The 25,502-nt window shown below is 29.1% G+C and carries 26 protein-coding genes and 1 other annotated feature; of the genes, 24 read left to right on the forward strand and 2 right to left on the reverse strand.

Annotation, left to right across the window (positions count from 1 at the left end; translation table 11 throughout):
* The first annotated feature begins 110 nt into the window (after window positions 1-110).
* The 8 genes from Q3304_RS19055 (at window position 111) to Q3304_RS19090 (ending at window position 6,937) form a co-directional block, all read left to right on the forward strand.
* Window positions 111-302 carry a DUF378 domain-containing protein gene (locus Q3304_RS19055; protein ID WP_021386455.1) on the forward strand — a complete coding sequence of 64 codons (192 nt, stop codon included), beginning with the start codon at window positions 111-113 and terminating at the stop codon, window positions 300-302.
* Between the two features lie 179 nt (window positions 303-481).
* The gene (locus Q3304_RS19060) at window positions 482-1,891 is read left to right on the forward strand and encodes an aminotransferase class I/II-fold pyridoxal phosphate-dependent enzyme (protein WP_407815039.1); all 1,410 of its coding nucleotides are present in this window, start codon (window positions 482-484) and stop codon (window positions 1,889-1,891) included.
* 141 nt (window positions 1,892-2,032) lie between these two features.
* Window positions 2,033-2,722 carry a deoxynucleoside kinase gene (locus tag Q3304_RS19065; protein ID WP_054277777.1) on the forward strand — a complete coding sequence of 230 codons (690 nt, stop codon included), beginning with the start codon at window positions 2,033-2,035 and terminating at the stop codon, window positions 2,720-2,722.
* Between the two features lie 2 nt (window positions 2,723-2,724).
* Window positions 2,725-3,660 (forward strand): DNA polymerase III subunit delta' C-terminal domain-containing protein, encoded by a 936-nt coding sequence (locus tag Q3304_RS19070; protein ID WP_074180066.1) that lies wholly within the window; start codon window positions 2,725-2,727, stop codon window positions 3,658-3,660.
* The gene (locus Q3304_RS19075) at window positions 3,657-4,550 is read left to right on the forward strand and encodes a stage 0 sporulation family protein (protein ID WP_167639855.1); all 894 of its coding nucleotides are present in this window, start codon (window positions 3,657-3,659) and stop codon (window positions 4,548-4,550) included. Before Q3304_RS19070 ends, Q3304_RS19075 begins: the two co-directional genes overlap by 4 nt.
* Window positions 4,551-4,629: 79 nt before the next feature.
* On the forward strand, window positions 4,630-5,376 hold the full coding sequence (locus Q3304_RS19080) for a tRNA1(Val) (adenine(37)-N6)-methyltransferase (protein WP_407815040.1): 747 nt from the start codon (window positions 4,630-4,632) through the stop codon (window positions 5,374-5,376).
* Entirely contained in the window at window positions 5,377-6,210 is an 834-nt protein-coding gene (gene rsmI, locus Q3304_RS19085) for a 16S rRNA (cytidine(1402)-2'-O)-methyltransferase (protein WP_021386462.1), read from the forward strand.
* A 22-nt stretch (window positions 6,211-6,232) separates the two neighbouring features.
* On the forward strand, window positions 6,233-6,937 hold the full coding sequence (locus tag Q3304_RS19090; RefSeq protein ID WP_054271976.1) for an HD domain-containing protein: 705 nt from the start codon (window positions 6,233-6,235) through the stop codon (window positions 6,935-6,937).
* Between the two features lie 187 nt (window positions 6,938-7,124).
* Here the strand turns inward: Q3304_RS19090 and Q3304_RS19095 are convergent, their stop codons facing one another.
* A complete protein-coding gene (locus tag Q3304_RS19095) occupies window positions 7,125-7,553 on the reverse strand; it encodes an Lrp/AsnC family transcriptional regulator (protein WP_021386461.1) in 429 nt (142 codons plus the stop codon).
* Between the two features lie 36 nt (window positions 7,554-7,589).
* Window positions 7,590-9,020 (reverse strand): nicotinate phosphoribosyltransferase, encoded by a 1,431-nt coding sequence (locus tag Q3304_RS19100; protein WP_054271975.1) that lies wholly within the window; start codon window positions 9,018-9,020, stop codon window positions 7,590-7,592.
* A gap of 131 nt (window positions 9,021-9,151) precedes the next feature.
* On the opposite strand from Q3304_RS19100, the gene Q3304_RS19105 reads away from it, so the two are divergent.
* The 16 genes from Q3304_RS19105 to Q3304_RS19180 all read left to right on the forward strand — a co-directional run bounded on the left by Q3304_RS19105 (window position 9,152) and on the right by Q3304_RS19180 (window position 25,499).
* The gene (locus Q3304_RS19105) at window positions 9,152-9,736 is read left to right on the forward strand and encodes a nucleoside recognition domain-containing protein (protein ID WP_407815038.1); all 585 of its coding nucleotides are present in this window, start codon (window positions 9,152-9,154) and stop codon (window positions 9,734-9,736) included.
* 15 nt (window positions 9,737-9,751) lie between these two features.
* Window positions 9,752-10,273: a spore maturation protein gene (locus tag Q3304_RS19110; protein ID WP_054271973.1), complete on the forward strand. Its 522-nt coding sequence runs from the start codon at window positions 9,752-9,754 to the stop codon at window positions 10,271-10,273.
* A gap of 65 nt (window positions 10,274-10,338) precedes the next feature.
* Window positions 10,339-10,587: a binding site (T-box leader), on the forward strand.
* A gap of 83 nt (window positions 10,588-10,670) precedes the next feature.
* Window positions 10,671-12,608: a methionine--tRNA ligase gene (gene metG, locus Q3304_RS19115; protein ID WP_407815037.1), complete on the forward strand. Its 1,938-nt coding sequence runs from the start codon at window positions 10,671-10,673 to the stop codon at window positions 12,606-12,608.
* A gap of 29 nt (window positions 12,609-12,637) precedes the next feature.
* Window positions 12,638-13,408, forward strand: coding sequence for a TatD family hydrolase (locus tag Q3304_RS19120; protein WP_054271971.1), 771 nt, complete (start codon window positions 12,638-12,640; stop codon window positions 13,406-13,408).
* A 256-nt stretch (window positions 13,409-13,664) separates the two neighbouring features.
* Entirely contained in the window at window positions 13,665-14,096 is a 432-nt protein-coding gene (gene phnG, locus Q3304_RS19125; protein WP_054271970.1) for a phosphonate C-P lyase system protein PhnG, read from the forward strand.
* A gap of 14 nt (window positions 14,097-14,110) precedes the next feature.
* Complete coding sequence (phnH, locus tag Q3304_RS19130; RefSeq protein WP_054271969.1) at window positions 14,111-14,686, forward strand: phosphonate C-P lyase system protein PhnH; 576 nt, start codon at window positions 14,111-14,113, stop codon at window positions 14,684-14,686.
* Between the two features lie 2 nt (window positions 14,687-14,688).
* Window positions 14,689-15,774 carry a carbon-phosphorus lyase complex subunit PhnI gene (locus Q3304_RS19135; protein ID WP_054271968.1) on the forward strand — a complete coding sequence of 362 codons (1,086 nt, stop codon included), beginning with the start codon at window positions 14,689-14,691 and terminating at the stop codon, window positions 15,772-15,774.
* Window positions 15,775-15,793: 19 nt separating this feature from the next.
* Window positions 15,794-16,663, forward strand: coding sequence for an alpha-D-ribose 1-methylphosphonate 5-phosphate C-P-lyase PhnJ (locus Q3304_RS19140; protein WP_407815036.1), 870 nt, complete (start codon window positions 15,794-15,796; stop codon window positions 16,661-16,663).
* Window positions 16,656-17,522 carry an ATP-binding cassette domain-containing protein gene (locus tag Q3304_RS19145; protein ID WP_407815035.1) on the forward strand — a complete coding sequence of 289 codons (867 nt, stop codon included), beginning with the start codon at window positions 16,656-16,658 and terminating at the stop codon, window positions 17,520-17,522. Before Q3304_RS19140 ends, Q3304_RS19145 begins: the two co-directional genes overlap by 8 nt.
* A gap of 40 nt (window positions 17,523-17,562) precedes the next feature.
* The gene (locus Q3304_RS19150) at window positions 17,563-18,276 is read left to right on the forward strand and encodes a phosphonate C-P lyase system protein PhnL (protein WP_407815034.1); all 714 of its coding nucleotides are present in this window, start codon (window positions 17,563-17,565) and stop codon (window positions 18,274-18,276) included.
* Window positions 18,277-19,446: an alpha-D-ribose 1-methylphosphonate 5-triphosphate diphosphatase gene (locus Q3304_RS19155; RefSeq protein ID WP_054271964.1), complete on the forward strand. Its 1,170-nt coding sequence runs from the start codon at window positions 18,277-18,279 to the stop codon at window positions 19,444-19,446.
* Window positions 19,447-19,449: 3 nt separating this feature from the next.
* Window positions 19,450-20,286: a PHP domain-containing protein gene (locus Q3304_RS19160; RefSeq protein WP_407815033.1), complete on the forward strand. Its 837-nt coding sequence runs from the start codon at window positions 19,450-19,452 to the stop codon at window positions 20,284-20,286.
* Complete coding sequence (locus Q3304_RS19165) at window positions 20,287-21,282, forward strand: ABC transporter ATP-binding protein (RefSeq protein ID WP_407815032.1); 996 nt, start codon at window positions 20,287-20,289, stop codon at window positions 21,280-21,282. It begins immediately after the preceding gene.
* 17 nt (window positions 21,283-21,299) lie between these two features.
* The gene (locus tag Q3304_RS19170; RefSeq protein WP_407815462.1) at window positions 21,300-22,988 is read left to right on the forward strand and encodes a putative 2-aminoethylphosphonate ABC transporter permease subunit; all 1,689 of its coding nucleotides are present in this window, start codon (window positions 21,300-21,302) and stop codon (window positions 22,986-22,988) included.
* A gap of 11 nt (window positions 22,989-22,999) precedes the next feature.
* A complete protein-coding gene (locus Q3304_RS19175; protein ID WP_407815463.1) occupies window positions 23,000-24,067 on the forward strand; it encodes a putative 2-aminoethylphosphonate ABC transporter substrate-binding protein in 1,068 nt (355 codons plus the stop codon).
* Window positions 24,068-24,503: 436 nt separating this feature from the next.
* On the forward strand, window positions 24,504-25,499 hold the full coding sequence (locus Q3304_RS19180) for an ABC transporter ATP-binding protein (RefSeq protein WP_407815321.1): 996 nt from the start codon (window positions 24,504-24,506) through the stop codon (window positions 25,497-25,499).
* Window positions 25,500-25,502 lie beyond the last annotated feature (3 nt).

Consider the following 25,502-nt stretch of genomic DNA (forward strand, 5'->3'; position numbering starts at 1 on the left):
ATTTTTTGTAAAAAAAGACAAAAAATATGTATTTCTTTTTTTATTTCGGGGAAACTAAACACAGGAATTATGGACTATTATAAAAATTTAATTCTTGAGGAGTGATAGAAATGAAAAAAGTTGCTTTAATTTTAGCTATAATCGGTGCTCTTAACTGGGGAGGAATTGGTATCCTAGGTACAGATTTAATAGGTAGTATCTTTGGTGGAACATATGAAATGGTAAGTAGAATAATATACTTCATTGTAGGTTTAGCTGGATTATACTTAATACCAAGCTTAATGTCTGATGATAGAGAATAATTTAATTTGTACTTTTATATTAAATACCTCATTCTAAATATTTAGGATGAGGTATTTAATTTTATAAAAATCTTAATTTGTATCTTTTTTAATGGTAAAATAGATAAGAATTGAAGTTTTTAAAAAGATGTATTATACAAGAAAGAAGTACTATGTGAAAAAAGGAGTATTATTAATATATGTTTATAATTAATGAATTAAGTAATATTGTAAATAATGAAGTAATATCTTTTCATATGCCTGGTCATAAAAAAGGCAGAATTTATGAGAAATTAGGATATAAAAATGTATTAGAAAATTTGTATAAAATGGATACTACTGAAATATTAGGAACTGATAACTTACATTCGCCAGAAGGGATTATAAAGAGTTCTCAGAAGAAAGCATCAAGAGTATTTAAAAGCGATTATACATATTATCTAGTTAATGGGAGTAGTTGTGGAATACAGTCTGCGATAATGTCAGTGTGCGCTCCTAAGAGTAAAATAATTGTAAATAGAGATTGTCATCAATCTGTTATAAATGCATGCATTTTGGGAGATATAGATATAGAGTATATTTCTTGTGAGATAAGTGAAGATACGAATGTCTTAAAGGGAATATCTATAAGTAATGCGATTGATGTAATAGATAAAAATTTAGATGCAAAAGCAGTGCTTCTTACATATCCTACATATTATGGAATGACATATGATTTAGAATGTATTTGTAATTATGCACATGATAAAAAAATGGTAGTGATAATAGATGAAGCACATGGTGCTCATTTAGGTCTTAGTGATAGACTTCCTAAAACAGCTCTTGAGCAGGGTGCAGATATAGTTGTACAGAGTACTCATAAAACACTCCCATCATTTACTCAATCATCAATGATACATATAAAAGGAAATCGAATTGACATAGATAGACTCTTAAATCTGTTGAGAATCACAGAATCCTCAAGTCCTTCATATATATTGTTATCTTCTTTGGAGTTAGCGGTAGATATATATGAAGATAAGGGACAAGAACTAATGAAAGAGCTTTTAAATAAAATTAGAGTTTTTAAAAACAATATTAATGAAAATATTGAGATATATGATACGAATGATAAAACAAAGATATTTATATCTTCTAAAAATATAGGTCTAACAGGTTATGAATTAGAAAATATTTTAAGAAATAAATACAATATACAAGTAGAATTATCTAATTATTATGGAGTCCTTTTAATATGTACAATAGGAAATAGTACTAAGGATTTCAATAGTTTAGAAACAGCATTGAACAATATTGTAAAAGAAGACTTTAGATTTACAAAGTTAAAAAATAAAGAATATCCCACTATTATTCCAAAGAAAATATTAACACCTAGAGAAGCATTTTATAAAACTAAAAAAAGTGTTAAAATATATGACAGCATAGGTAAAGTCTGTGGTGAATGTATAGTGCCATATCCACCTGGGATAAGCATAATATCTCCTGGTGAAATTATAAGCAAAGAAATAATAGATTATTTAATATTCTGTAATTCTAAAGGGATGGTTGTAAGTGGATTAAAAGACATAGATTTAAATTTTATAGAAGTAATAGATTTAGAAAATATTTAAGTTTATAATACAAAGTTTAAAATTATAATGTGAAGTAAAAAACTTATAGTTGTAATGAGTAATATATAGAATATTTATATAAAGTTGTCTAAATAAAAATTATATTAGAAAGTAAAAAGTGTTTGTATGGAGGATATGAAAATGAAAGGTAAGTTAATAATTATAGAAAGTGGTTCAGATGCAAGTGGAAAGGCAACTCAGACAAAAAGATTATATGAAAGACTAAAAAAAGAAGGCTATATGATTAAAAAGGTAGAATATCCAAATTATGAGTCTCCATCATCTGCTTTAGTAAAAATGTATCTAAAAGGAGATTTTGGTAAAAATGCATCAGATGTAGACCCATATATAGCATCAACTTTTTTTACTGCAGATAGATATGCTTCATTTAAAACCGATTGGGAGGAGTTTTACAATGAAGGTGGAATAATTATTGCAGATAGATATACAACCTCTAATATGGTACACCAGGCTTCTAAAATGGATGTTTCTGATAGAGAAGCATATTTAAACTGGCTAGCTGATTATGAATTTAATTTATTTAAGATACCACAACCTGATTGTGTTGTATTTCTAGATGTTCCTATTGAGTTTAGTGAGAAACTCATGGAAAATAGAAAAAACAAGATTACAGGAGAAGAAGAAAAAGATATTCATGAAAGTGATATAGAGTATTTGAAGAAATCTTACAATAATGCTTTATATATAGCAGATAAATATGATTGGAAAAAAATAAATTGTGTTTCAGATAATGAATTAAGAAGTATTGAAAGTATACATAATGAAGTTTATGAAATAGTTCTTGGTTCAATAAAATCTATGGAGAGATAAATATGTATTTTGAAAATATTATAGGTCAAAATTTTGCAAAGAAATATTTAACAAATTCTATAAAGAAAAATAAACTTAATAATGCGTATATGTTTGAGGGTATAGATGGAATAGGAAAAAAGAAGTTTGCTGATGAGTTGTCTAAATTGTTGCTTGATTATGTAAATCTAGAAAATAGTCCAGATTATATACTCATAAAGCCAGATGGAAATAGCATAAAAATAGCGCAAATCAGAAATATGCAATCAGACATAGTAATAAGACCTCATAAGGACTATAAAATATATATAATTAACAATGCTGAGAAAATGACTGTAGAAGCCCAAAATGCACTTTTAAAGACACTGGAGGAACCTCCAGATTATGCTATAATAATCTTAGTTACAAATAACAAAGAATCTTTACTAGAAACTATAAAATCTAGATGTGATATAATAAAGTTCTCACCTATACCAATGGAAGATTTAAAAAAATATTTAATAGATACAGGTATAGAGGAAGAAAGAGCCCAACTATTAGCTACTTTCTCAAGAGGAAGTATTGAGAATGCTTTGAGTCTATCTCAGTCTGCTGAATTTTCAGTGATGAGGGATGATATACAACAGTATATTCAAGTAATGTTAGATAAAAACATAGTAGAGATTCTAAACATCCCAAATAATATGGAAAAATATAGAGGTAATATTATAAGTTTATTGGATATTATGATAAACTATTTTCGAGATATTATCCTGTTAAAAGAAAATGTGAACAAAAATATGCTAATAAATGTAGACAAGCTAGTTTTTATTCAAAATATGAGTGGAAAAATTAGTTATTCTCAATTGTCCAAAATTATTGATATAATAGAAGATGCAAAGAGTAAAATAAAGAGCAATTGCAATTTTAATATAAGCATACAAGTTATGTCTTTAAATATATACGAGGTGATTAAATGATAAAAATAGTAGGTATAAGATTTAAAAGTGCAGGAAAAATATATTATTTTGACCCTGTTGATTTTAATATAGAGCAAGATATGGATGTAGTTGTAGAAACTGCAAGAGGTCTAGAGTATGGAAAAGTGGTAGTAGGACCAAAAGATATGGACGAGAGCGAACTAGTTTCCCCTCTAAAACCAATCATAAGAATAGCCACAGAGGAAGATAAAAAAATATATCTAGAAAATAAAGAAAAGGCAAAAGAAACTTTTGAATTATGCCAACAAAAAATAAAAGAACATGAGTTAACAATGTTTCTAATAGATTGTGAGTATACATTTGATAGAAATAAATTGATTTTTTATTTTACAGCAGAAGGAAGAATAGATTTTAGAGAATTGGTAAAAGATTTGGCTGCTATATTTAAGACTAGAATAGAGCTTAGACAAATTGGTGTTAGAGATGAAGCAAAATCTATAGGAGGTCTAGGGCCTTGTGGTAGAAAACTTTGTTGTTCATCTTGGTTAGGTGATTTTCAACCAGTTTCAATAAAAATGGCAAAAGACCAAAGCCTATCTTTAAACCCAACAAAGATATCTGGAATATGTGGAAGATTATTCTGTTGTTTAAAATATGAGCACGATGTATATAGTGAGGCGATAGAAAAAATGCCTATTGTAGGTGCACTAGTGCAATCGGATGATGGAAAAGGAAAAGTTGTAGAAGTAAATCCTCTATTAGAGCAAATTAAAGTAGAGTTTCAGGATAAAACTGTAAAGATATATACAAGAGAAGATATAAAGATACTTAGAGAGCCTAAAAAATGTGATGGCTGTGGTGGTAAATGCAAAGATAATGATGGATTAGATGAAGCTACACTAAGAGAGTTGAAGAAATTAGAAGATTAAATTTAAGGTAGGGCTTTTCCTACCTTTTTTAAAGCAAATAATACTTGAAGTTATTAATATTTGAGGAGCGTTTATGAATATGCAATTAAAAGATTCAGAAAGAATAGATGATTTACAATTAAAAGGTCTTAGACTTATACAAGATACTAATGGATTTTGTTTTGGTATAGATGCAGTTTTATTAGCTAATTTTACTAAAATAAAAAAAGATGCTAAAGTTGTAGACCTAGGAACAGGAACAGGTATCATACCTATATTGATAGCAGGTAAAAGTGAAGCTAAAAAAATTATTGGTGTAGAAATACAAGAAGATGTATATGAAATGGCAACTCGTTCTGTAAAATTAAATAGTCTAGAAGAAAGAGTTGAGATTATAAATGAGGATATAAAATCTATAGATAAAGTTTTAGATATAAATGGTTATCATGTAGTTACATCAAACCCTCCATATATGCATATTGATGGAATAAAAAACCCAAATGATAAAAAAGCTATATCAAGACATGAAGTAAAGTGTAATTTAGAAGATGTAATTAAAGCTGCATCTAGATTAGTTATGCCTAGAGGAAAGTTTTTTATGATACACAGACCAACAAGATTGGTTGATATAATAACTTTAGGAAGAAAATATAAACTAGAGCCAAAGGTTATTCAATTTGTGCATCCAAGACCTAAAAAAGCACCTAATTTGGTTTTGGTTCAATTTGTGAAAGATGGAAGACCAGAGCTTAAGATATTAGACCCATTGTATGTTTATGGAGAAGATGGGAATTATACAAAAGAACTAAAAGCAATATATAATAATGAAGATATAGGAGAGTTATAGATGAGTGGGAAATTGTACATATGTCCAACACCAATAGGAAACCTAGAGGATATAACATACAGAACTTTAAGAGTATTAAAAGAAGTAGATTTGATTGCCGCAGAAGATACAAGACATAGTATAAAACTTTTAAATCATTTTGAAATTTCAAAGCCTCTGACTAGTTATCATGAACATAATAAAGATTCAAAGGGAGATTATTTAATAAATAAACTTATTGATGGAGAAAATATAGCTTTGATAAGCGATGCAGGTATGCCTGGTATATCTGACCCAGGAGAAGAGATAATAAAGCAAGCTATACAAAATAATATAGAGATAGAGGTTTTACCAGGAGCAACAGCATTTGTAACTGCTTTAGTTGGCTCTGGTATGGATACACATAAATTTGTTTTTGAGGGCTTTTTAGATAGAGATAAAAAAGTTAGAAAAGGACAACTAGAAGAAATAAAAGAAGAAAGTAGAACTATAATTTTCTATGAATCACCACATAGATTGAAGGATACACTAAAAGATATGTTTAAGATTCTTGGAAATAGAAAAATTTCCATAAATAGAGAACTTACAAAAAAATATCAAGAGATAATCAGAGAAGATATAGAAACTGTTATAAAAATATTTGATGAAAAAGAAGTAAGAGGAGAGTTCGTATTAATAGTAGAAGGCTTTCATGGTGAAAAGTCAAAAAAAGAAGATTATGATGCTCTTACGGATAGGGAATATGTTTTAAAACTAATTGAAAGTGGTATGAACAAAAAAGATGCAATAAAAATAGTTTGTAAAGATAGAAAATTAAAAAAGGATGTAGTTTATAAACAAGTTCTGGATTTATAAAACCTGAATCTGAGGTGATTTTATGGAAATAGAAAAAATTATAATAGAAAGTTTAAAGAGAAAAGATACACATAAAACGTTTATAGAGTTGGATAAAAAGGATGAACTGGAAAAAATAATACCTAAAGTAAAATGTATGAAGTCTGTAGGAGAATGTAAATATCATGTTGTTAATTGCTTTGAGCACTCTATAAATGCATTAAGAGAATTAGAAATCGTTCTAAATGATAAAGATTTTTTCCCAATACATTTAAAAGAACATGTGTTAAATTATTTAGATGAATATGTTGAGGATGGTATAAATAAGTTACATGCACTAAAGTTAGGAATATTTTTACATGATATAGGTAAGCCTGATAGCATGACTTTAGATGAAACAGGAAGAGTTCATTTTACAAATCATGAAAAAATAGGTGCTCAAATAGTAGACAATATGGGGATAAAGTTAGAGTTATCAACAGAAACATATAAACTTATAAGTAAATATGTAAGACATCACATGATACTTTTGTCTTTGTATAAGAAAAATGATTTGAGTAGAAAAGAATTAATTAATGTATTTAATCTAATGGGTGAAGATACTATAGGAATAATACTACTTGGATATGCAGATATAGTTTCTACAATAAAGCTATTAGACAAAAGCGAAGAAGTGAGCGTGTTAAAGACATATATGGAATACATTCTAACAAATTACTTGTATAAAAGTAATTATACACATGTATAAATTTAGTCAATATAATTGAATTTTAAATAATTAGTTAAAGTTTAAACTATGTAGATTTCAAAAACATAAAAGAAGTTGTCTTTGTTATAAAATTATGAAAGACAACTTTTTTTATATCAAAAATTGGAATTTCATTAAGGATACTTAATGGTCTATTAATTAATAAACCATTAGTATTTAACTTATATTACAATATTGATTTTGCTTGTATCGGTGTTGATAGTATAACAGAGGTCTTAGTAGAACCAATTTTCTTTATAGTATCAATCACATTTTCTAATTCGTACATATCTTTTACAATTACTTTTAGAAGTAAGCAATCATCACCTGTTATATGGTGACATTCTACAATTCTAGGGTCTTTTCCAGCTGACTCGATAAATTCTGTATATCCATTACTTGGAAGAGAAATATGAATAAACGCCTTTATAACTCTACCTAATGAATCTGGGTTAACAATAGCTTTATATCCTTCTATAACACCAGATTCTTCTAATCTTTTGACTCTTTCTGAAACTGCAGGAGAAGTTAAACCAACTATTTTTCCTAAGTCCTTCATAGAAATTCTCCCATCATCCTGTAAAATTTCTATGATTCTATAATCTGTAACATCCATAAATAAACAGTCCCCCTTAAATAAAAATAATTAATGCTATAAAACTTTTTTCGAATCTATCATTTTTGTTTTTAAATACCAAAGATCTTTAGATAAATCAACCTTATAAATGTGTGGTTTTGAAAGTCTTTTGTATTGTTCCCAGATAGTACTTAATTCATATTGTACATGATTTTTTATTTCAAGAACAGGTTTTTTATTATATTTGCATATTCCTTTTATATACAGTGGTTTAAGAAGCTCTTTAACTTTATATTTTGTAAATGTCTTCGTTTTCCATGTATATGTAGGATGGAAGATTTCTAAAGGTTTAGATTCATCTATAACTTCATCATGTAACATAATTAAATCTGCCTCTGCTTTATTGTCTTCGTTATATATTCTTATAACTTTCTTGTAACCAGGATTATTTATTTTTTCTGGATTTTCAGAAATCTTTATCTTAGGTTCAAGAGTTCCATTTTCACAAGATGCAGCTAATTTGTAAACTCCTCCAAGAGAAGGTGAATCAAAAGATGTAATGAGTTTTGTACCTACTCCCCATGAATTTATAGTAGCTCCTTCTGCTTTAAGTGATGATATAGTGTATTCATCAAGGTCATTAGATGCAGTGATACTAATATCTGAAAAGCCAGCACTATCTAATTGTTTTTTTGCTTCTTTAGATAAATAAGCTAAATCTCCAGAATCTAGCCTTATACCCATAGGTTTGTATCCTTTTTCAGAAATATTTTTAAACACCTTTATTGCATTAGGTACACCACTGTTTAATACATCATAAGTATCTACAAGAAGTAAGCATTTGTCTGGATAAACATCAGCATATGCTTGAAATGCATCAAGTTCAGTATCAAATTTTTGTACCCAACTATGCGCATGTGTACCAATTATAGGAATATCAAACATTTTCCCAGCTAATACATTTGCAGTTCCAGTACAACCACCAACTACAGCAGCTCTAGCTCCATATATACCTGCATCAGCACCTTGTGCACGACGTAACCCAAATTCAAATACAGGGTCTCCTTGAGCTGCAAAACAAACTCTAGAGGCTTTAGTAGCAATAAGAGATTGAAAATTGACTATAGTCAACAATGCTGTTTCAATAAGTTGAGCTTGATATAATGGTGCCTTAACAGTAATCAATGGCTCATTAGGAAACATGATAGTTCCTTCTTCAACAGCATATATATCTCCTGTGAACTTAAATTCTTTTAAAAACTTTAGAAATTTATCAGAAAATAAATTTAAGCTTTTTAAGTACTCTAAATCTTCATCTGAAAAATGAAGATTATCTATGTATTCAACAACCTGATCAATACCACAAACTATAGTATACCCTCCATCACAAGCGTTTTTTCTAAAAAACATATCGAATACAACAATGTCTTCGTGAATATTTTTTTCAAAATAGCCATTTAACATAGTAAGCTGATATAAATCAGTAAGAAGTGTTAGATTTCTCATTATTTCTCTCCTTAATTATTATTAAATATTAAAAATTATAAAAACTCCCACACTTATACTAAAACATAATATAGTACAACTTTCAAGTATAAAGTATTACCTAACTATCATAAAATTATTTAAAGAGGAGGATGATTAGGATAGGAAAAATATGGTTTTATATGGTATCAATAGGAATAATAGGAAGTTTGATTTCTAAAAATATGGGTGAATTAAATAAAGTTATATTGAGTGAGACATCAAAAGGTATAGAATTTGCAATAAGTTTAGCTGGTATCATGGCACTTTGGATGGGTGTAATGAATATTGCAAAAGAATCAGGTCTAATCGAAAAGATAGGTCAGAAATTAAATCCTATAATGAGAAGATTATTTCCTTCTATTCCAAAAGGTCACAAAGCAATGTCTTATATAGTTATGAATATTGCTTTAAATATGCTGGGAGCTGGAAATGGTGCAACGGCATTTGGTTTAAAGGCAATGAGCGAACTTCAAACTTTAAACAATAAAAAAGATACAGCAACTAATGATATGATTATGTTTATGGTAATAAATATATCATCTATACAGATAATTCCATTTACTATAATTAAACTAAGGATGGATATGGGAGCTCAAAATCCAAGTGAAATAATCTTTACAACTTTATTTGCAACCATTATATCTACAGCAATAGCTATAATAATATGTAAATTTTTTCAAAAAAGATATAGATAAAGGGGATGTAGATACATGGAAGTATTTTCAAACTTACTTATACCAATAATAATTTTGTACATAGTAGTTTATGGTAAATATAAAAAAATAGATGTGTATGATAGCTTTGTAAAAGGAGCAATCGATGGGCTAAAAGCAGCTTGGGATATTCTACCATATATAATAGGAATATTTTTGGCAATAGGAATATTCAAAACAGGTAAAGGTCTTGATATGTTAGAATGGTTATTTACACCAATAGCAAATGTGCTTAGTATACCAAAAGAATTAATAGGTCTAATAAGTGTAAAACCTTTATCTGGAAGTGGTGCTTTAGGTATGTATAGTGAACTTGCAAATAGGGTTGGAATAGGTAGTTTAGTAGAAAAAATGGGAGCTACAATTGTAGGTTCTTCTGAAACTATATTTTATACAATGGCAATATACTATGGAAGCCTAAAGATAAAAAACACTAGACATACATTATCATGTGCTATGATTACCCATGTTGCTGGTGTTATAGCAGCTGTTTTTATTTGCTATGTAATATTTGTATAATTTGTTGACAATGTGGGAAAAATTTTATAATATAGTGATTATATAGAAATAAATAGTAATATAAATTATAAGCTATGAAAAGAAGAGTAAATAAAGGTTTTTTCTATCAGAGAGCTAGATTAGGTGAAAGCTAGTGTCAAAAGCTTTATTGAAGATGGTCTTGGAGCTTTTTATCTGAGCATATATGCTAGGATAAAACGGTTGGACACGTTATAGTCTACTAAGATGTCTATAAAGTGAATTTCTACATTTCATGTGAAACATAATTATTATAGATGAATTAGGGTGGTACCGTGAATAATCTCGCCCCTATGTTAGCTCATAGGAGGCGATTTTTTATTATTTCAATGAAATATTTATAAAACTAGAACGATAAAAAAATTAGGAGGTAAATAATATGAGCAAACCGAGTTTTTATGTAACAACACCAATATACTATCCAAGTGGAGGATTACACATAGGTCATACTTATTCAACAGTAGCAGCAGATACGATAGCTAGATTTAAGCGTTTCTGTGGATACGATGTAAAGTTCTTAACAGGAACAGATGAGCATGGTGAAAAAATCCAAAAGAAAGCTATAGAACAAGGAATGTCAGAGATAGAATATCTTGATGGAATGATAAAAGATATAAAAGCTTTATGGAATACTATGGATATATCTTATGATGATTTTATAAGAACGACAGAAAAAAGACATACAGACATAATACAAAAAATATTTACTAAATTATATGAGCAAGGTGATATATATAAAGGAGAATATGAAGGTAGATATTGTACTCCTTGTGAGAGCTTTTGGACAGAATCTCAATTATTGGAAGGAAATAAATGCCCTGATTGTGGAAGAGAAACATACTTAGTAAAAGAAGAATCTTATTTCTTTAGACTATCTAAATATGAAGATAGATTAAAAGAGTTATTTAAGGATGATAGTTTCTGTTTCCCTGCTGCTAGAAAAAACGAAATGGTAGCAAACTTCTTAGATAAAGGATTAGAAGACTTAAGTGTAACAAGAACGACTTTTGACTGGGGAATAAAAGTTCCTTTTGATGAAAAACATGTAATTTATGTATGGGTAGATGCTTTATGTAATTACATAACAGCATTAGGATATATGACTGACAATGATGAAGAGTTTAAAAAATATTGGCCTGCCAATGTCCAAATAGTAGGTAAAGAAATAGTGAGATTCCATACAATAATATGGCCAGCACTTTTAATGGCTTTAGGTTTAGAAGTTCCAAAGCAAGTATTTGGGCATGGATGGATATTATTTGCTGATGATAAGATGAGTAAATCAAAAGGTAATGTGGTTTATCCAGAGCCTATAATAGAAAGATATGGAATAGATACACTTAAATACTTCTTATTAAGAGAGTTTGCATTTGGACAAGATGGAAGCTATACTCATAGAAACTTTGTAACAAGAATAAATTATGATTTGGCAAATGATTTAGGAAACTTAATAAGTAGAACTGTGGCTATGGTTGAAAAGTACAATAATGGAATAATACCAACAGCAAAAGTTTCAACTGATTTCGATGCAGATTTAAAAGAACAAGCTGTATCAACTAGAGAAAATTTTGAAGCTGAGATGGATAAGATGCAATTCCATGAAGCATTAGAGAGTGTATGGAAATTAGTTAGAAGAACTAACAAATATATAGATGAAACTATGCCTTGGGCACTAGCTAAAGATGAAGCTAAGAAAGATGAATTAGACACAGTTTTATATAATTTATGTGAATCTATAAGAATAATCGCTACATTAATAAATCCTATAATGAATGAAACAGCTAATAAAATATATGAGCATATAGGAATAAAAGGTCAAGATGATATAACTACATGGGAAAGTACAAAGACATTTGGCCTTATTGGCGAAAATGTAAAGGTATTTAAAGGTCAGCCTTTATTCCCAAGATTAGATGTAGAAAAAGAAATAGAAGAATTAACTGAGATGTTTTCTGGAAAACCTCCAGTAGAGGAAAAATCATTAGAACATAAAGCAGAAATTACTATTGATGATTTAGACAAAATAGAGCTTAGAGTAGGAAAAATAATAAGTTGTGAAAAGCATCCAAAAGCAAATAAATTATTAGTGTCACAAGTTAAACTTGGACCAGAAACAAGACAAATAGTATCAGGAATAGCTGAATACTATAAGCCAGAAGATTTGGTAGGCAAGGAAGTTACAGTAGTATGCAACTTAAAGCCAGTTAAATTAAGAGGTGTAGAATCTCAAGGTATGATATTAGCAGCAGGTGATGATGGAGACCCATATGTTCTACCATTTACACAAGGAGCTAAAGATGGATGCGAGGTTCGTTAATAGGCAATTAAACAGTAAGGAGATTAAAGATGTTATTTGACTCACACGCACATTTAAATGATGAAAGTTTTGATGAAGATAGAGATGAACTTATTGGTTCGTTAAAAGAAAAAGGTGTAGATTTGGTTGTAAATCCAGGTGCGGATATAGAAACATCAATAACAGCAATTGAGCTAGCAAAAAAGTATGATTTTATATATTCAGCAGTTGGAGTACATCCACATGATGTATCAAAGCTAGATGATACAGCAATAGATACTTTAAGAAAACTTGCAACTGAAAATGAAAAAGTTGTAGCTATTGGAGAAATTGGGTTAGATTACTATTATGATTATTCTCCAAGAGAAGAGCAAAAAGAGTGGTTCAAGAAGCAAATTGAGTTAGCTAATGAGTTAAAACTTCCAATAATAATACATGATAGAGATGCACATGGAGATACTTTTGAGATAATAAAAAACACTAAGAGTCCTGAAATAGGATGTGTACTTCACTGTTATAGTGGCAATGTAGAGTTAGCTAGAGAATATGTTAAAATGGGTTGTTATATATCAATTCCAGGAACAGTTACTTTTAAGAATAACAAGAAAACTAGAGAAGTAGTAAGAGAAATTCCTCTAGAAAGACTGTTTATAGAGACTGATTCACCATATATGTCACCAGAGCCACACAGAGGAAAGAGAAATAACCCTTCTCAAGTAGCCTTTGTCGCTGATAAAATAGCTCAAGAAAAAGGAATATCCTATGAAGAAGTATGCAGAGCTACAAAAGAAAATGCAAAGAAGTTTTTTAATATAAAATAAACAATTAAAATTTATAATGACATATGAAATGAGCAATTTATAAGTACAAGATGAGTATACCATTCAGTTTGAATGGTATACTTTTTTTATTTCTAGTGACTTATTTTATCTTTTTAATATATATTTTCTTAACATTGTTAAAAAAGAATTTACAAGATATCCATTAGACTTAACTGAAACATAATATCTATTTAACTTAAGTTGTTTATTATATTCTTAGATAAGTAAACGAAAGGTAAATTAAGGAGGCAAAATCTTGTATACAATTGATAGTACTAAGATATTGATAAATATGGATTTAGGAGAACTAGAAAAAATATATTCAATGATAAAAGATATATCAAGCATTTCTATAATCAAAGACCCTAACTTAGCTACAGTAATGGTAAGAGCCAATGAAAGTGTAAATAATACAACTTTTAATTTAGGAGAGATATTAGTTACAGAATGTAGCGTAAAAGTAGACGAAAGTTTAGGTTATGGAATAGTTGCAGAAAATGATGATAAGAAAGTTGTTTATTTAGCAACTATAGATGCAGTTTTGCATAGCAATAACACTAAATTTGATGAGCTAAAAAATTATATAAATAAAAGTGTATATGAAGAGAATTTGAGATATGAGCAAGAGATTATTGATGAGTTTAGCTTAATTAATAAAACAAAAGTTCAATTCAATACTATGGATTAAATAGGAGGAGAGTCATGGTAAATTATACACAAGAAATATATAGAAAACTGCTAGATAGTGCTTCATTTCCTGGGAAATTAAATAATATAGATAATATAAATATAGAAAATAATACAAAACTATCAAATGGAGCAATTGGTATAGCAATTACTCTATTAGACCAAGAAGTTACCTTCTATGTAGAGAATCATACACAAGAAGATATAAAAAATATAAGAGCACTTACAATGTCAAATCAAGCAGATTATAAAAGGTCAGATTATATATTTTTAGATACTAATTCAGAAATAGATATACTAGAAGTTAGAATAGGTTCTTTTGAATATCCTGATGAGAGTGCTACCATAATACATCAAGTAAATGATTTATCAATAGATTATCAAACTAAGTATATAAAGCTTGATTTAAGTGGTCCTGGTATAAAATCTAAAAATAGTCTCTATTTACATGGCATTAAAAAAGAATTTCTAGAGAGGTTGTCTACTATAAATAAAGATTATCCAATAGGAGTAGATTTAATTTTAGTAGATAAAAAGGGAGAACTTGCTTTTATACCAAGGTCATCAAAATTAAGTTGGGAGGTACTATAACAATGGCTTATGTAGCAGTTAAAGGTGGAGAAGAAGCTATATTACAGGCTAAAAATATACTTGAATTTTATAGAGTAAAAGGAGAGAGTTTACCTATAGATGTAAAGCAGATTAAGGAACAGATGTCTTATGCTGTAGACAAAGTAATGTCTGAAGGAAGTTTATACAATAAGGAATTATCTGCCTTAGCTATAAAACAAGCTCAAGGTGATATATTAGAAGCATCTTTTTATATAAGAGCTTTAAGGTCAACAATGCCTAGAGTTACATATTCACAACCTATAAACACAGAAGAAATGAGAATAAAGAGAAGAATATCAGCTACATTTAAAGACATACCAGGAGGGCAATACCTTGGAGCAACAAGAGATTATGAGAATAGAATACTAAATGTAGAATTATTAGAAGAAGATGAGAAAAAGAATAGAGAATTTAAAAATAATTTTATAAATGAATTAGAAAAAGTAGATGAAATCCCTAAGTTTACAAAGATATCTAATATATTTAGAGAAGAAAATTTATTGCAAGAAGAAGTGTGTTCAGATAAATCAGAGGAAGTGATAGATGATATTACAAGGAATAGTCTAAGATTTCCAGTTTCTAGGTCAGCAAAATTACAGGCTTTAACTAGAGGTGAAAGTGGAGTAGTATCAGGATTTGCTTATGCTATTGTAAGAGGGTTTGGTGATGAACATCCATATATAAGTGAACTTAGAACAGGTAATGTATCTGTAAAAATAAAACATCCAATCTATGAAGATGAGCAAATAACAATAGGCGATATGTTGGTTACTGAATGTGAAATAGTATCCAAAGCGTCACAGAATAAGACTGAAAATTCTAAAAATAATTTGGGAGATAAAAATAAAATGTCTTTAGGATATGGTCTTTGTATGGGGAACAATGAGAATAAGGCTATATCTATGGCTATACTGGATAAATCTCTAGAACCAAATAGTGAAAAACTAGCACAAGATGAAGAATTTGTATTACTTCATATAGATGGAATAGATTCATTAGGATTTATATCTCACTTTAAACTTCCTCATTATGTAGATTTTAAAGCGGATGTAGAAAGAATAAAATAGTTTATGGAGGTAAGTTTAGGTGATATATAACTATGGTTTTTTAGACGAAAACACAAAAAAGGAAATAAGAAGAAAGATATTAAAAGCAGTATCAATACCTGGTTATCAAGTTCCTTTTGGTTCAAGAGAGTTGCCTATAGCTAAGGGATGGGGCACTGGAGGTTTACAATTAACACTATCATTAATTGGTGAAAATGATGTAGTAAAAGTAATTGACCAGGGAAGTGATGATTCTACAAATGCTTGTAATATAAGGAGTTTCGTTGCAGGTGTAAGTAATGTAGAAACTACAAAAGATACGTTAGAAGCTACACTGATTCAAACAAGACATAGAATACCAGAAGAAAAACTAAAATCTAACCAAATACTAATATTTCAAGTACCAATACCAGAAACACTTAGAATAGTGGAACCTAGTGAAGTCGAAACAAGAAGAATGCATTCAGAAGAAGATTACAGTAGGATGTGGGTATATCTTTATGAAGATATAGTAAGATTTGATGATATATCAATAGCCGCTGAATACCCATGTAAAGTAAATGATAGATATTTAATGAATCCATCTCCAATACCAAGGTTTGACATAAAAAAATTAAACATGTCAGATAATTTATTCTTATTTGGAGCAGGGAGAGAAAAAAGGATATACGCAATTCCTCCATACACAAAAGTGGAACCTTTAGAATTTGAAGATTACAAATTTGAAGAGGAAAAATTTGAAGGAAAGCATTGTAGTTTATGTAAAAGTACAAATACATTTTTGGATGAAGTATACGATAGTGGCACCAATGAAAAGTACTATAGTTGCTCAGATACAAGTTATTGTGAAAAAGTTAGGTTAAGAAATAACGGTGTAGATGTGACAATCGGAGGTGCTTGGAATGAGTAATATAAATAAAACGAAAAGAATAGAAAACATAGACAAACAAGTATTAATAGGAAGAAATATCAATCTTATTTATGGAGATGGATGTGAGAAGTGTTTTGAAAGTACAGGATATGAAAGCAATAATATATGTAAATATTGTGGTTCTATAGTCGCATGTAATAATGTAAGTCTGGAACTTTATGAAGGAGAAGTCCTTGGGATTGTAGGTGAATCTGGCTCAGGAAAAAGTACATTGTTAAAGATACTGTTTTTTCAAGAACATGCAAATAGTGGAGAAGTATATATATCACATTACAATAAAGATGAAAATATATTAGAGCTTTCAGACCAGAAAAAGAGATATATAAAGAATCACTTTATGGGTATTGTGTATCAAAATCCTCATCTTGGTTTAAATTTGGACTTTAGCAGTGGTGGCAATATAGCAGAAAAATTATTAATGGCAAACTTGTATAATGTTGAAAAAATAAGAGATAGAGCCAAAGAACTTCTAATAAAAACTAATATACCTGTAGAGAGAATAGACCATAAACCAAAATATTTTAGTGGAGGAATGCAACAGAGAGTTCAAATAGCAAAAGCTCTTTCAAATAATCCTCCAATATTGTTACTAGATGAAGTTACAACAGGTTTAGATGTATCTGTACAAGCAGAAGTGTTGGATTTAATAAGAGAAATTCAAAGAGAATTAAAGATTTCTATGGTAGTTGTATCTCATGACTTTGATGTTATCAAGATGCTTGCAGATAGAACAATTGTAATGAAAAATGGAAGTGTGATTGAGTCTGGTCTTACAGACCAAATAATGGAAGACCCACAACACCCATACACTCAGCAACTTATAAATTCACTGTTATAAATATTGTTTGTAAATAAGTAAAATGGGGGCTTTAAATAAAATGAAAGAAACTATACTTAAGGTAAATAATTTTAGTAAAGATTTTGAACTACACGTATTAAACAAGACTATAAAAGCATGTAATAATATAAATTTTGAAGTTTTAAAAGGGGAGTTCTTAGGAATAATAGGTAAATCTGGAGCAGGTAAGTCAACTATATTAAAAAGTATTTATAAAACATACATACCAACAACTGGAGAAATAATATTTAACTCAGAAATATATGGAAATGTAGATTTAGCTAAAATTGGGGACAGAGAAATGATAAACCTTAGAAAAAAGGAAATAGGGTATGTATCACAGTTTTTAAAGACACTGCCACGTATAACTGCAATTGAACTAGTAGTACATTCATTAATTGAGAGCGGATTTGAAAAGATTTGTGCATATGACATGGCAAAGGATATACTCAATCAATTTGAAATAAAGGAAAATTTATGGGATGCTTATCCAAATAATTTCTCTGGTGGAGAAAAGCTAAGATTAAATCTTGCTCAAGCAATGGTTAAAAAGCCTAGACTCTTGTTACTTGATGAACCAACTGCATCACTTGATAATCAATCTAAAATATATGTAAAAGAAAAAATGTTGGAACTTAAAAGTCAAGGAACTACAATGATAGGAATTTTCCATGACATAGAATTTATGGAAACTGTTATAGATAAGACATTTACTATGGCAAAAGGGACTATGAGTGAAAGTGGGGTAGCCTAGATGATAAAACTAATTCATAATGCAAATATTGTATTAGAGGATATAATACTTGAAAATGCTCATTTAATTATAGAAGGAGATACAATAAAAAAAGTATCAAATGATAAGATTGATTATGCATTTGATTTTAATGAGATAGATGAAATAATAGATGCAAAAAACTTATATGTCATACCTGGTATTATAGATATTCATAGTGATGCCATTGAAAAGGAAATAGAGCCAAGACCAAGTACATTATTACCATTTAATATGGCATTTTATGAGCTTGATAAAAAACTACCTGCAAATGGAATAACTACAGTTTATCATTCTATATCTTTAGGAGATGGAGTAGGAGTTAGAAGTATTGATAATTCTTTAAAGATGATTGAAAATATCGATTCATATAAAAACATAGATAGTAAGAGTATAAATCATAAAGTACATTTAAGATATGAAGTATTATATCATGAAGGTTTAGATAAGGTTTCAGAATTATTGGAACAAAATAAAATAGACTATTTATCAATAATGGACCATTCTCCAGGCCAAGGTCAATATACAAATCCAGCATTTTATAGAGAGTATGCTACTAAAGTATGGGGAGTTACAGAAAATTATGTTGATACATGGCTAAATGGTTTAGTAGATTTACATGATAATTTGGATTGGAATAAAATAGCTAATGTTATAGGAAAAGCAAAAAATAAAAACATAAATATTGCTTCACATGATGATGATACGTTAGAAAAGGTAGATTTTATAAAAAATATAGGCGTCAATGTATCTGAATTTCCTATAACTCTTGAGGTTGCAAAACATTCAAAGAAGCTAGGAGTCTTAACTTGTTTAGGAGCACCTAATATTGTAAGGGGAAAATCTCATAATAACAACTTAAAAGCAATGGATGCTATATTGGAAGATTGTTGTGATATTGTTTGTTCAGATTATCTTCCATCAGCTATGATAAAATCTATGTGTATAGTTGCAGAAAAAACTAACAATTTAAATAAAGCAGTCAATTTATTTACTTCAAATCCAGCTAAAGCAGTAGGCATATATGATGAAAGAGGTAGCATAAAAGAAAATAAAAAAGCCGATTTAGTTTTGTTAGATATTGATAGTGAGTATCCAAAGATTGTAAATACTATTGTAAATGGAAATACAGTTTATAAAAGGGAGGTATAAATATTGTTAACGGATTTACATTGTCATACAAGTATATCAGATAATAATTTAACTACAGAAGAAATAATAAAAAAAGCATCAGAAAAGAATATAAATGTACTAGCAATAACAAATCATGATACTTTATCTGGATTAGATGAAGCTCTTGTACTTGGAGAACATTATGGAGTGACAATAATACCAGGGATAGAAATCTCAGCTTATGATTATAAAAATAGAAAAAGAGTTCATATTCTAGGGTATAACATAGATTTAGACAGTCAAGAAATAAAAAACTTATGTAATCCAATGGTATGTGATAGACATAAAGCATCTGTTAAGATGGTAAATAAAATTATGGATTTAGGGTACAAAATATCGCTAGAAGATGTAAAGAAATACTCATCAAGGACTGGAATATTTAAACAGCATATAATGAAAGCTCTCATAGATAAAGGATATACAGATAATATATATTCTAGTCTATATAAAGAATTGTTTCATAGAGGAAATGGCAAGGCATATGTATCCTTAAAGTATGTGGATTATAGAGATGCAATAAAAGCTATAAAGAGTTCTGGTGGAATTTGTGTATTAGCTCATCCTGGTCAAATGGATAATTTCAGTGCTATTGAAGATATGGTAAAAGTAGGATTAGATGGTATAGAAGTATATCATCCTTCACACAATAAAGAATTAGAAAAAGAGTCACTTTTTTATGCTAAGAAGTACAACTTGGTAGTTACAGGAGGTTCAGATTACCATGGAGATTATTCTCAGCATAACTATGAACTTGGAAGCAAGAGCTTAAATAGAGAAGACTTATTTAAGTTTAGGTTGGCTTTAGGAGGGGTTTTATAAATGTCTTTTTTACAAGTAAAAAATATAAGTAAAAGTTATGGACAAGTCAAAGTGTTAAAAGATATATCTATTGATATTGAAAAAGGAGAGTTTATCTGTTTATTAGGTCCAAGTGGTTGTGGTAAAAGTACATTGCTTAGAATAATTGCAGGTCTTGAGGATAAGCATGATGGAAAAATAATAATAAATGATAAGGATATGACTAATTCGCCACCTGAAAGCAGAAATTTTGGTATAGTTTTTCAGTCATATGCATTATTTCCAAACATGAATGTTTACAAAAATATAGCTTTTGGATTAGAAAATAAAAATATAAGTAAATCTAACATCGATAAGAAGGTTAAAGAAGTGCTAGAAGTTGTAGAATTGAGTGGATATGAGAAAAAATATCCATCGCAATTATCTGGAGGACAGCAACAAAGAGTAGCATTAGCTCGTGCAATTGCTTTAGAACCAGACTTTTTACTTCTTGATGAACCATTATCTGCATTAGATGCAAAAGTAAGATTGAAACTAAGAGAGCAGATTAGAAGTCTACATAGAAAGCTAGGAATCACAACTATAATGGTAACTCATGACCAAGAAGAAGCGCTTTGTTTGGCTGACAAAATGGTGGTTATGAATAGTGGAGAAATAATACAGGTTGGAACACCAAAAGAAGTGTATAAAAATCCTAACACACCTTTTGTAGCTGATTTTATAGGAACAATAAATTTTATAGATGATGGTATTAATAAAATAGCTATTAGACCAGAAGATATAAAAGTAGAGTTTAATAAGGACTCTAAAGATAAGGATATAAAAATTGGTGAGATTTTGGATATTGAATTTAGAGGATTTAATTATAGAATTACAGTTGAATATTGTTCTAAGCAAATGAAGTTAGATGTAGTTTCAAAAGTTGCTGAACAGATGAAACTATGTATAGGTTCTAAAATAAGCTTTAAGATACCTAAAGAAGGAATCGTAGAGTATAAATCAGAGGGATGTGCTTAATAGCTAGAGGTGAATAAATGATAACAGTAAAAAACAAAAGAAGAATAGGTGATAGCACGATACAAAAATGTTTTTTAGTTTTTTCAGTAGTTTTACTAATAATATTTATATTGTTTCCATTAGTATCATTATTAAAAAATGCATTCTTAGATACAAACGGAAATTTTATAGGATTTTCAAACTTTAGTAAGTATATTGAAAACCCAAGTCTTATAGCATCATTTAAAAACTCAATTTTTGTATCTACAGTTTCATCTTTAATATCATTATGTTTAGCATTTATATATTCGTATGCAATAACGAGAACAAATATAAAGTTTAAGAACTTTTTTAAAACAATGGGGATGTTTCCACTTTTTGCACCAACCATGTTATATGGTATCTCACTTATATACCTTTTTGGAAATAAAGGAATCTTTACCGCAATGGGGTTTGAAGTACAATTATATGGTCCATTAGGAATAATCATTTCTCAGATACTATTTACATTTCCACAAGCATTCTTAATATTATCTGTTGCACTCTCAATGGCAGATTATAGACTTTATGAAGCGGCGGATAGCTTGGGGGCTAGTGAATTTAAGAAATTCTGTAAAATTACAATTCCAGGTATAAAGTACTCGCTAGTGAGTTCATTCTTTGTATCTTTTATACTTGCATTTACAGATTTTGGGGCAGCAAAGGTAGTTGGAGGAAACTATAATGTGTTGGCTACTGACATATATAAACAAGTAGTAGGACAATTTAACATACCAATGGGGGCAACTGTTTCTATGGTAATGTTGATTCCTGTATTGATAGCTTTTACATTAGACAAGATGGCAAGTAAAAAGCAAGGAATGACTATAACTGCAAAATCTATGCCATATAAAATTAAGGAAAACAAGCTTAGAGATAGAATGTTTTTAATAGCATGTAGTTTTATAACTTTATTAATCTTTATTTTGATATTCGTTTCAGTTGTAGGTTCAGTTATAAAGCTATGGCCATATAATTTAAGTTTTACAATGGAACATTATGCATTTAAAGGTATCTTGGGAAGTGGGATAAAAACTTATTTAAGTAGTTTAAAAATATCAACATTGACAGCAATATTTGGAACTATATTTGTATTCTTTAGTGCATATATGATAGAAAAGGTAGATAAATTTCCTAAGTTAAGACAAGCAGCTTATTTTTTATCGATGATACCTATGGCATTGCCTGGATTAGTTTTGGGTATATCATACATAACTTTTTTTAACTCATCAAATAACCCATTAAACTTTCTGTATGGAAGTACAGCAATACTAGTTATAGTAAATATAGTTCATTTTTATTCAGTATGTTTTATAACTTCAAATTCATCTTTAAAGATGTTGGATAAAGAATATGAATTAGTTGCAAAATCTATAAATATACCATTTTATAAAGTGTTTTTTAACATAACAGTTCCAATGTCTATAACATCAATACTTGAAATAGTAGTATATTATTTTGTAAATTCAATGGTTACTGTTTCAGCATTAATATTTTTATATACTCCTCAGACTCAAACTGCATCAATATCAATACTAAAGTTAGATGAGATAGGATATATAGAACCATCGGCTGCTATGGCAGTATTAGTGCTTTTAACAAATATAGTAGTAAGGCTTTTGTACGAATTTGTCACAAAGAAGTTGAAAAATAACACACAAAAATGGCAACAAAAAGATGTTGCTTAGGGGAGGTAAAAATGAAATTTAAGAAGCTAGTTTCTTTAGGAGTATTATCAACACTTTTATTGAGTGTAATAACTGGGTGTAGTAATGCCTCATCAGGTTCAGATTCAAAGACTGATAGTAAGACAAAAGGGGATTTAACAGTTTATACAGCAATTGAAGAAGATAGTATAGAACCATATCTGGCAACATTTAAAAAACAATATCCAGATATAAAATTAAATATCGTTAGAGCATCAACAGGAGATATAACAGCTAGACTACTTGCTGAAAAAGATAATCCTCAAGCAGATGTTGTATGGGGAGTTGCAGCTACAAGCTTGATAATTTTAGATGAGCAAGGAATGTTAGAACCATATGCTCCAAAAGACCTTGATAAGATAAATCCTGTTTTTAAAGATGATAAGGAAGTTCCTTCTTGGGTTGGAATAGATGCCTGGATGACAGGTATAACAGTAAATACTAAAGAATTAAAAGGTAAAAATATACCAATTCCTAGTTCTTATGAAGATTTAACAAAACCAGAGTATAAAGGGTTAATATCTATGCCTAATCCATCCTCTGCGGGAACAGGATATTTAACCGTATCAGCATTCATACAAATAATGGGTGAAGAAAAAGCATGGGAATATATGGATAAATTACATAAAAACATTGGTGTATATACTCAATCTGGCTCAGCTCCAGCTACATCAGCAGCTTCTGGAGAATACCCTATAGGTATATCTTTTGGATATAGAGGTATAAAACTAAAAGAGGAAGGCTATCCAGTAGAAGTTGTATTTCCAAAAGAAGGTTCTGGATGGGATATAGAAGCAAATGCGCTTGTAAAAAAAGATGATATAAAAGAAGCTTCAAAAGTATTTTTGGATTGGGCGATAAGTAAGGATGCAATGAATGAGTATTCTAAGAATTATGCCGTTACTACAGTTTCTACAGGAAATCCAATTCCAGAAGGATTCCCTAAAAAGCCATTAGAACAAATGATAGATAATGATTTAAAATCAGCAGCAAAAAATAGAGAAACTATATTAAATAAATGGATATCAAAATATGATGGAAAAACAGAAAAAGAGAGTTAAATTTTAATAATAAAATCTAATAAAAAGAGCCTAGAATGTAAATTTTATATCTAGGCTCTTTTAATGTTGTTAAAAAATTTAAAAGATATTCTTAAGAACCAACAAAAACACAATATTTATTTATAAATGTTGAAGTACTAGCTTATAGCAAATCAACCTATTTATTGGTATTAATTTAGAAGCAGAAATATTGCAAATTAAAATAGGTTATTTTTTAATATTAAGACAAAAACGTAACTATTATGTATCAAGTAATTACATCATTAACCGATTATTAAAATAGGTATATAAGTTTTAAGTTAAGTAATTCTAGAATATATGATAAAAGAGAATATAAATAAGGCAAATAAAAGGTGGATTGCTTTTAGGTAAGTATTAACTTGAGAGTAAGAGTTTAAATATAGAGACTTATTTAAGTTCAAGTGGAGGGTTATAAATGTCTTTTTTACAAATAAAAAATATAAGTAAAAATTATGGAAAAGTAAAAGTGCTAAAAGATATAGCTATTGATATTGAAAAAGGAGAGTTTATCTGTTTACTAGGTCCAAGTGGTTGTGGTAAAAGTACATTGCTTAGAATAATTGCAGGTCTTGAGGATAAACATGATGGAAAAATAATAATAAATGATAAGGATATGACTAATTTGCCACCTGAAAGCAGAAATTTTGGTATAGTTTTTCAGTCATATGCACTATTTCCAAATATGAATGTTTACAAAAACATAGCTTTTGGATTAGAAAATAAAAATATAAGTAAATCTGATATAAAGAAAAAGGTTAAAGAAGTCCTAGAAGTTGTAGAATTGAGTGGATATGAAAAAAAATATCCATCACAATTATCTGGTGGACAGCAACAAAGAGTAGCATTAGCTCGTGCAATTGCTTTAGAACCAGACTTTTTACTTCTTGATGAACCATTATCTGCATTAGATGCAAAAGTAAGGTTGAAACTAAGAGAGCAGATTAGAAGTCTACATAGAAAGCTAGGAATTACAACTATAATGGTAACTCATGACCAAGAAGAAGCGCTTTGTTTGGCTGACAAGATGGTGGTTATGAATAGTGGAGAAATAATACAGATTGGAACACCAAAAGAAGTGTATAAAAATCCTAACACACCTTTTGTAGCTGACTTTATAGGAACAATAAATTTTATGGATGATGGCATTAATAAAATAGCTATTAGACCAGAAGATATAAAAGTAGAGTTTAATGAGGACTCTAAAGATAAGGATGTAAAAATTGGTGAGATTTTGGATATTGAATTTAGAGGATTTAATTATAGAATTACAGTTGAACATTGTTTTAAGCAAATAAAAATAGATGTAGTTTCAAAAGTTATGGAACAAATGAATCTGTGCATAGGTTCTAAGATAAACTTTAAGATACCTACAGAAGGAATAATAGAATATAAATCAGAGGGATGTGCTTAATAG

The organism is Clostridioides sp. GD02377 (assembly GCF_045899875.1).
Classification (GTDB): Bacteria; Bacillota; Clostridia; order Peptostreptococcales; family Peptostreptococcaceae; genus Clostridioides; species Clostridioides difficile_A.

Excerpts from the sequence above, each read along its gene's own strand:
- Q3304_RS19090 (WP_054271976.1), top strand. The coding sequence starts at position 6,233 with ATGGAAATAGAAAAAATTATAATAGAAAGTTTAAAGAGAAAAGATACA.
- Q3304_RS19100 (WP_054271975.1), bottom strand. The coding sequence starts at position 9,020 with ATGAGAAATCTAACACTTCTTACTGATTTATATCAGCTTACTATGTTA.
- Q3304_RS19060 (WP_407815039.1), top strand. The coding sequence starts at position 482 with ATGTTTATAATTAATGAATTAAGTAATATTGTAAATAATGAAGTAATA.
- Q3304_RS19155 (WP_054271964.1), top strand. The coding sequence starts at position 18,277 with ATGATAAAACTAATTCATAATGCAAATATTGTATTAGAGGATATAATA.
- Q3304_RS19075 (WP_167639855.1), top strand. The coding sequence starts at position 3,657 with ATGATAAAAATAGTAGGTATAAGATTTAAAAGTGCAGGAAAAATATAT.
- Q3304_RS19170 (WP_407815462.1), top strand. The coding sequence starts at position 21,300 with ATGATAACAGTAAAAAACAAAAGAAGAATAGGTGATAGCACGATACAA.
- Q3304_RS19165 (WP_407815032.1), top strand. The coding sequence starts at position 20,287 with ATGTCTTTTTTACAAGTAAAAAATATAAGTAAAAGTTATGGACAAGTC.
- Q3304_RS19145 (WP_407815035.1), top strand. The coding sequence starts at position 16,656 with ATGAGTAATATAAATAAAACGAAAAGAATAGAAAACATAGACAAACAA.
- Q3304_RS19150 (WP_407815034.1), top strand. The coding sequence starts at position 17,563 with ATGAAAGAAACTATACTTAAGGTAAATAATTTTAGTAAAGATTTTGAA.
- Q3304_RS19095 (WP_021386461.1), bottom strand. The coding sequence starts at position 7,553 with ATGGATGTTACAGATTATAGAATCATAGAAATTTTACAGGATGATGGG.
- Q3304_RS19180 (WP_407815321.1), top strand. The coding sequence starts at position 24,504 with ATGTCTTTTTTACAAATAAAAAATATAAGTAAAAATTATGGAAAAGTA.
- Q3304_RS19110 (WP_054271973.1), top strand. The coding sequence starts at position 9,752 with ATGGAAGTATTTTCAAACTTACTTATACCAATAATAATTTTGTACATA.
- rsmI (WP_021386462.1), top strand. The coding sequence starts at position 5,377 with ATGAGTGGGAAATTGTACATATGTCCAACACCAATAGGAAACCTAGAG.
- metG (WP_407815037.1), top strand. The coding sequence starts at position 10,671 with ATGAGCAAACCGAGTTTTTATGTAACAACACCAATATACTATCCAAGT.
- Q3304_RS19055 (WP_021386455.1), top strand. The coding sequence starts at position 111 with ATGAAAAAAGTTGCTTTAATTTTAGCTATAATCGGTGCTCTTAACTGG.
- phnH (WP_054271969.1), top strand. The coding sequence starts at position 14,111 with ATGGTAAATTATACACAAGAAATATATAGAAAACTGCTAGATAGTGCT.
- Q3304_RS19175 (WP_407815463.1), top strand. The coding sequence starts at position 23,000 with ATGAAATTTAAGAAGCTAGTTTCTTTAGGAGTATTATCAACACTTTTA.
- Q3304_RS19080 (WP_407815040.1), top strand. The coding sequence starts at position 4,630 with ATGCAATTAAAAGATTCAGAAAGAATAGATGATTTACAATTAAAAGGT.
- Q3304_RS19120 (WP_054271971.1), top strand. The coding sequence starts at position 12,638 with ATGTTATTTGACTCACACGCACATTTAAATGATGAAAGTTTTGATGAA.
- Q3304_RS19065 (WP_054277777.1), top strand. The coding sequence starts at position 2,033 with ATGAAAGGTAAGTTAATAATTATAGAAAGTGGTTCAGATGCAAGTGGA.
- Q3304_RS19135 (WP_054271968.1), top strand. The coding sequence starts at position 14,689 with ATGGCTTATGTAGCAGTTAAAGGTGGAGAAGAAGCTATATTACAGGCT.
- Q3304_RS19105 (WP_407815038.1), top strand. The coding sequence starts at position 9,152 with ATGATTAGGATAGGAAAAATATGGTTTTATATGGTATCAATAGGAATA.
- Q3304_RS19070 (WP_074180066.1), top strand. The coding sequence starts at position 2,725 with ATGTATTTTGAAAATATTATAGGTCAAAATTTTGCAAAGAAATATTTA.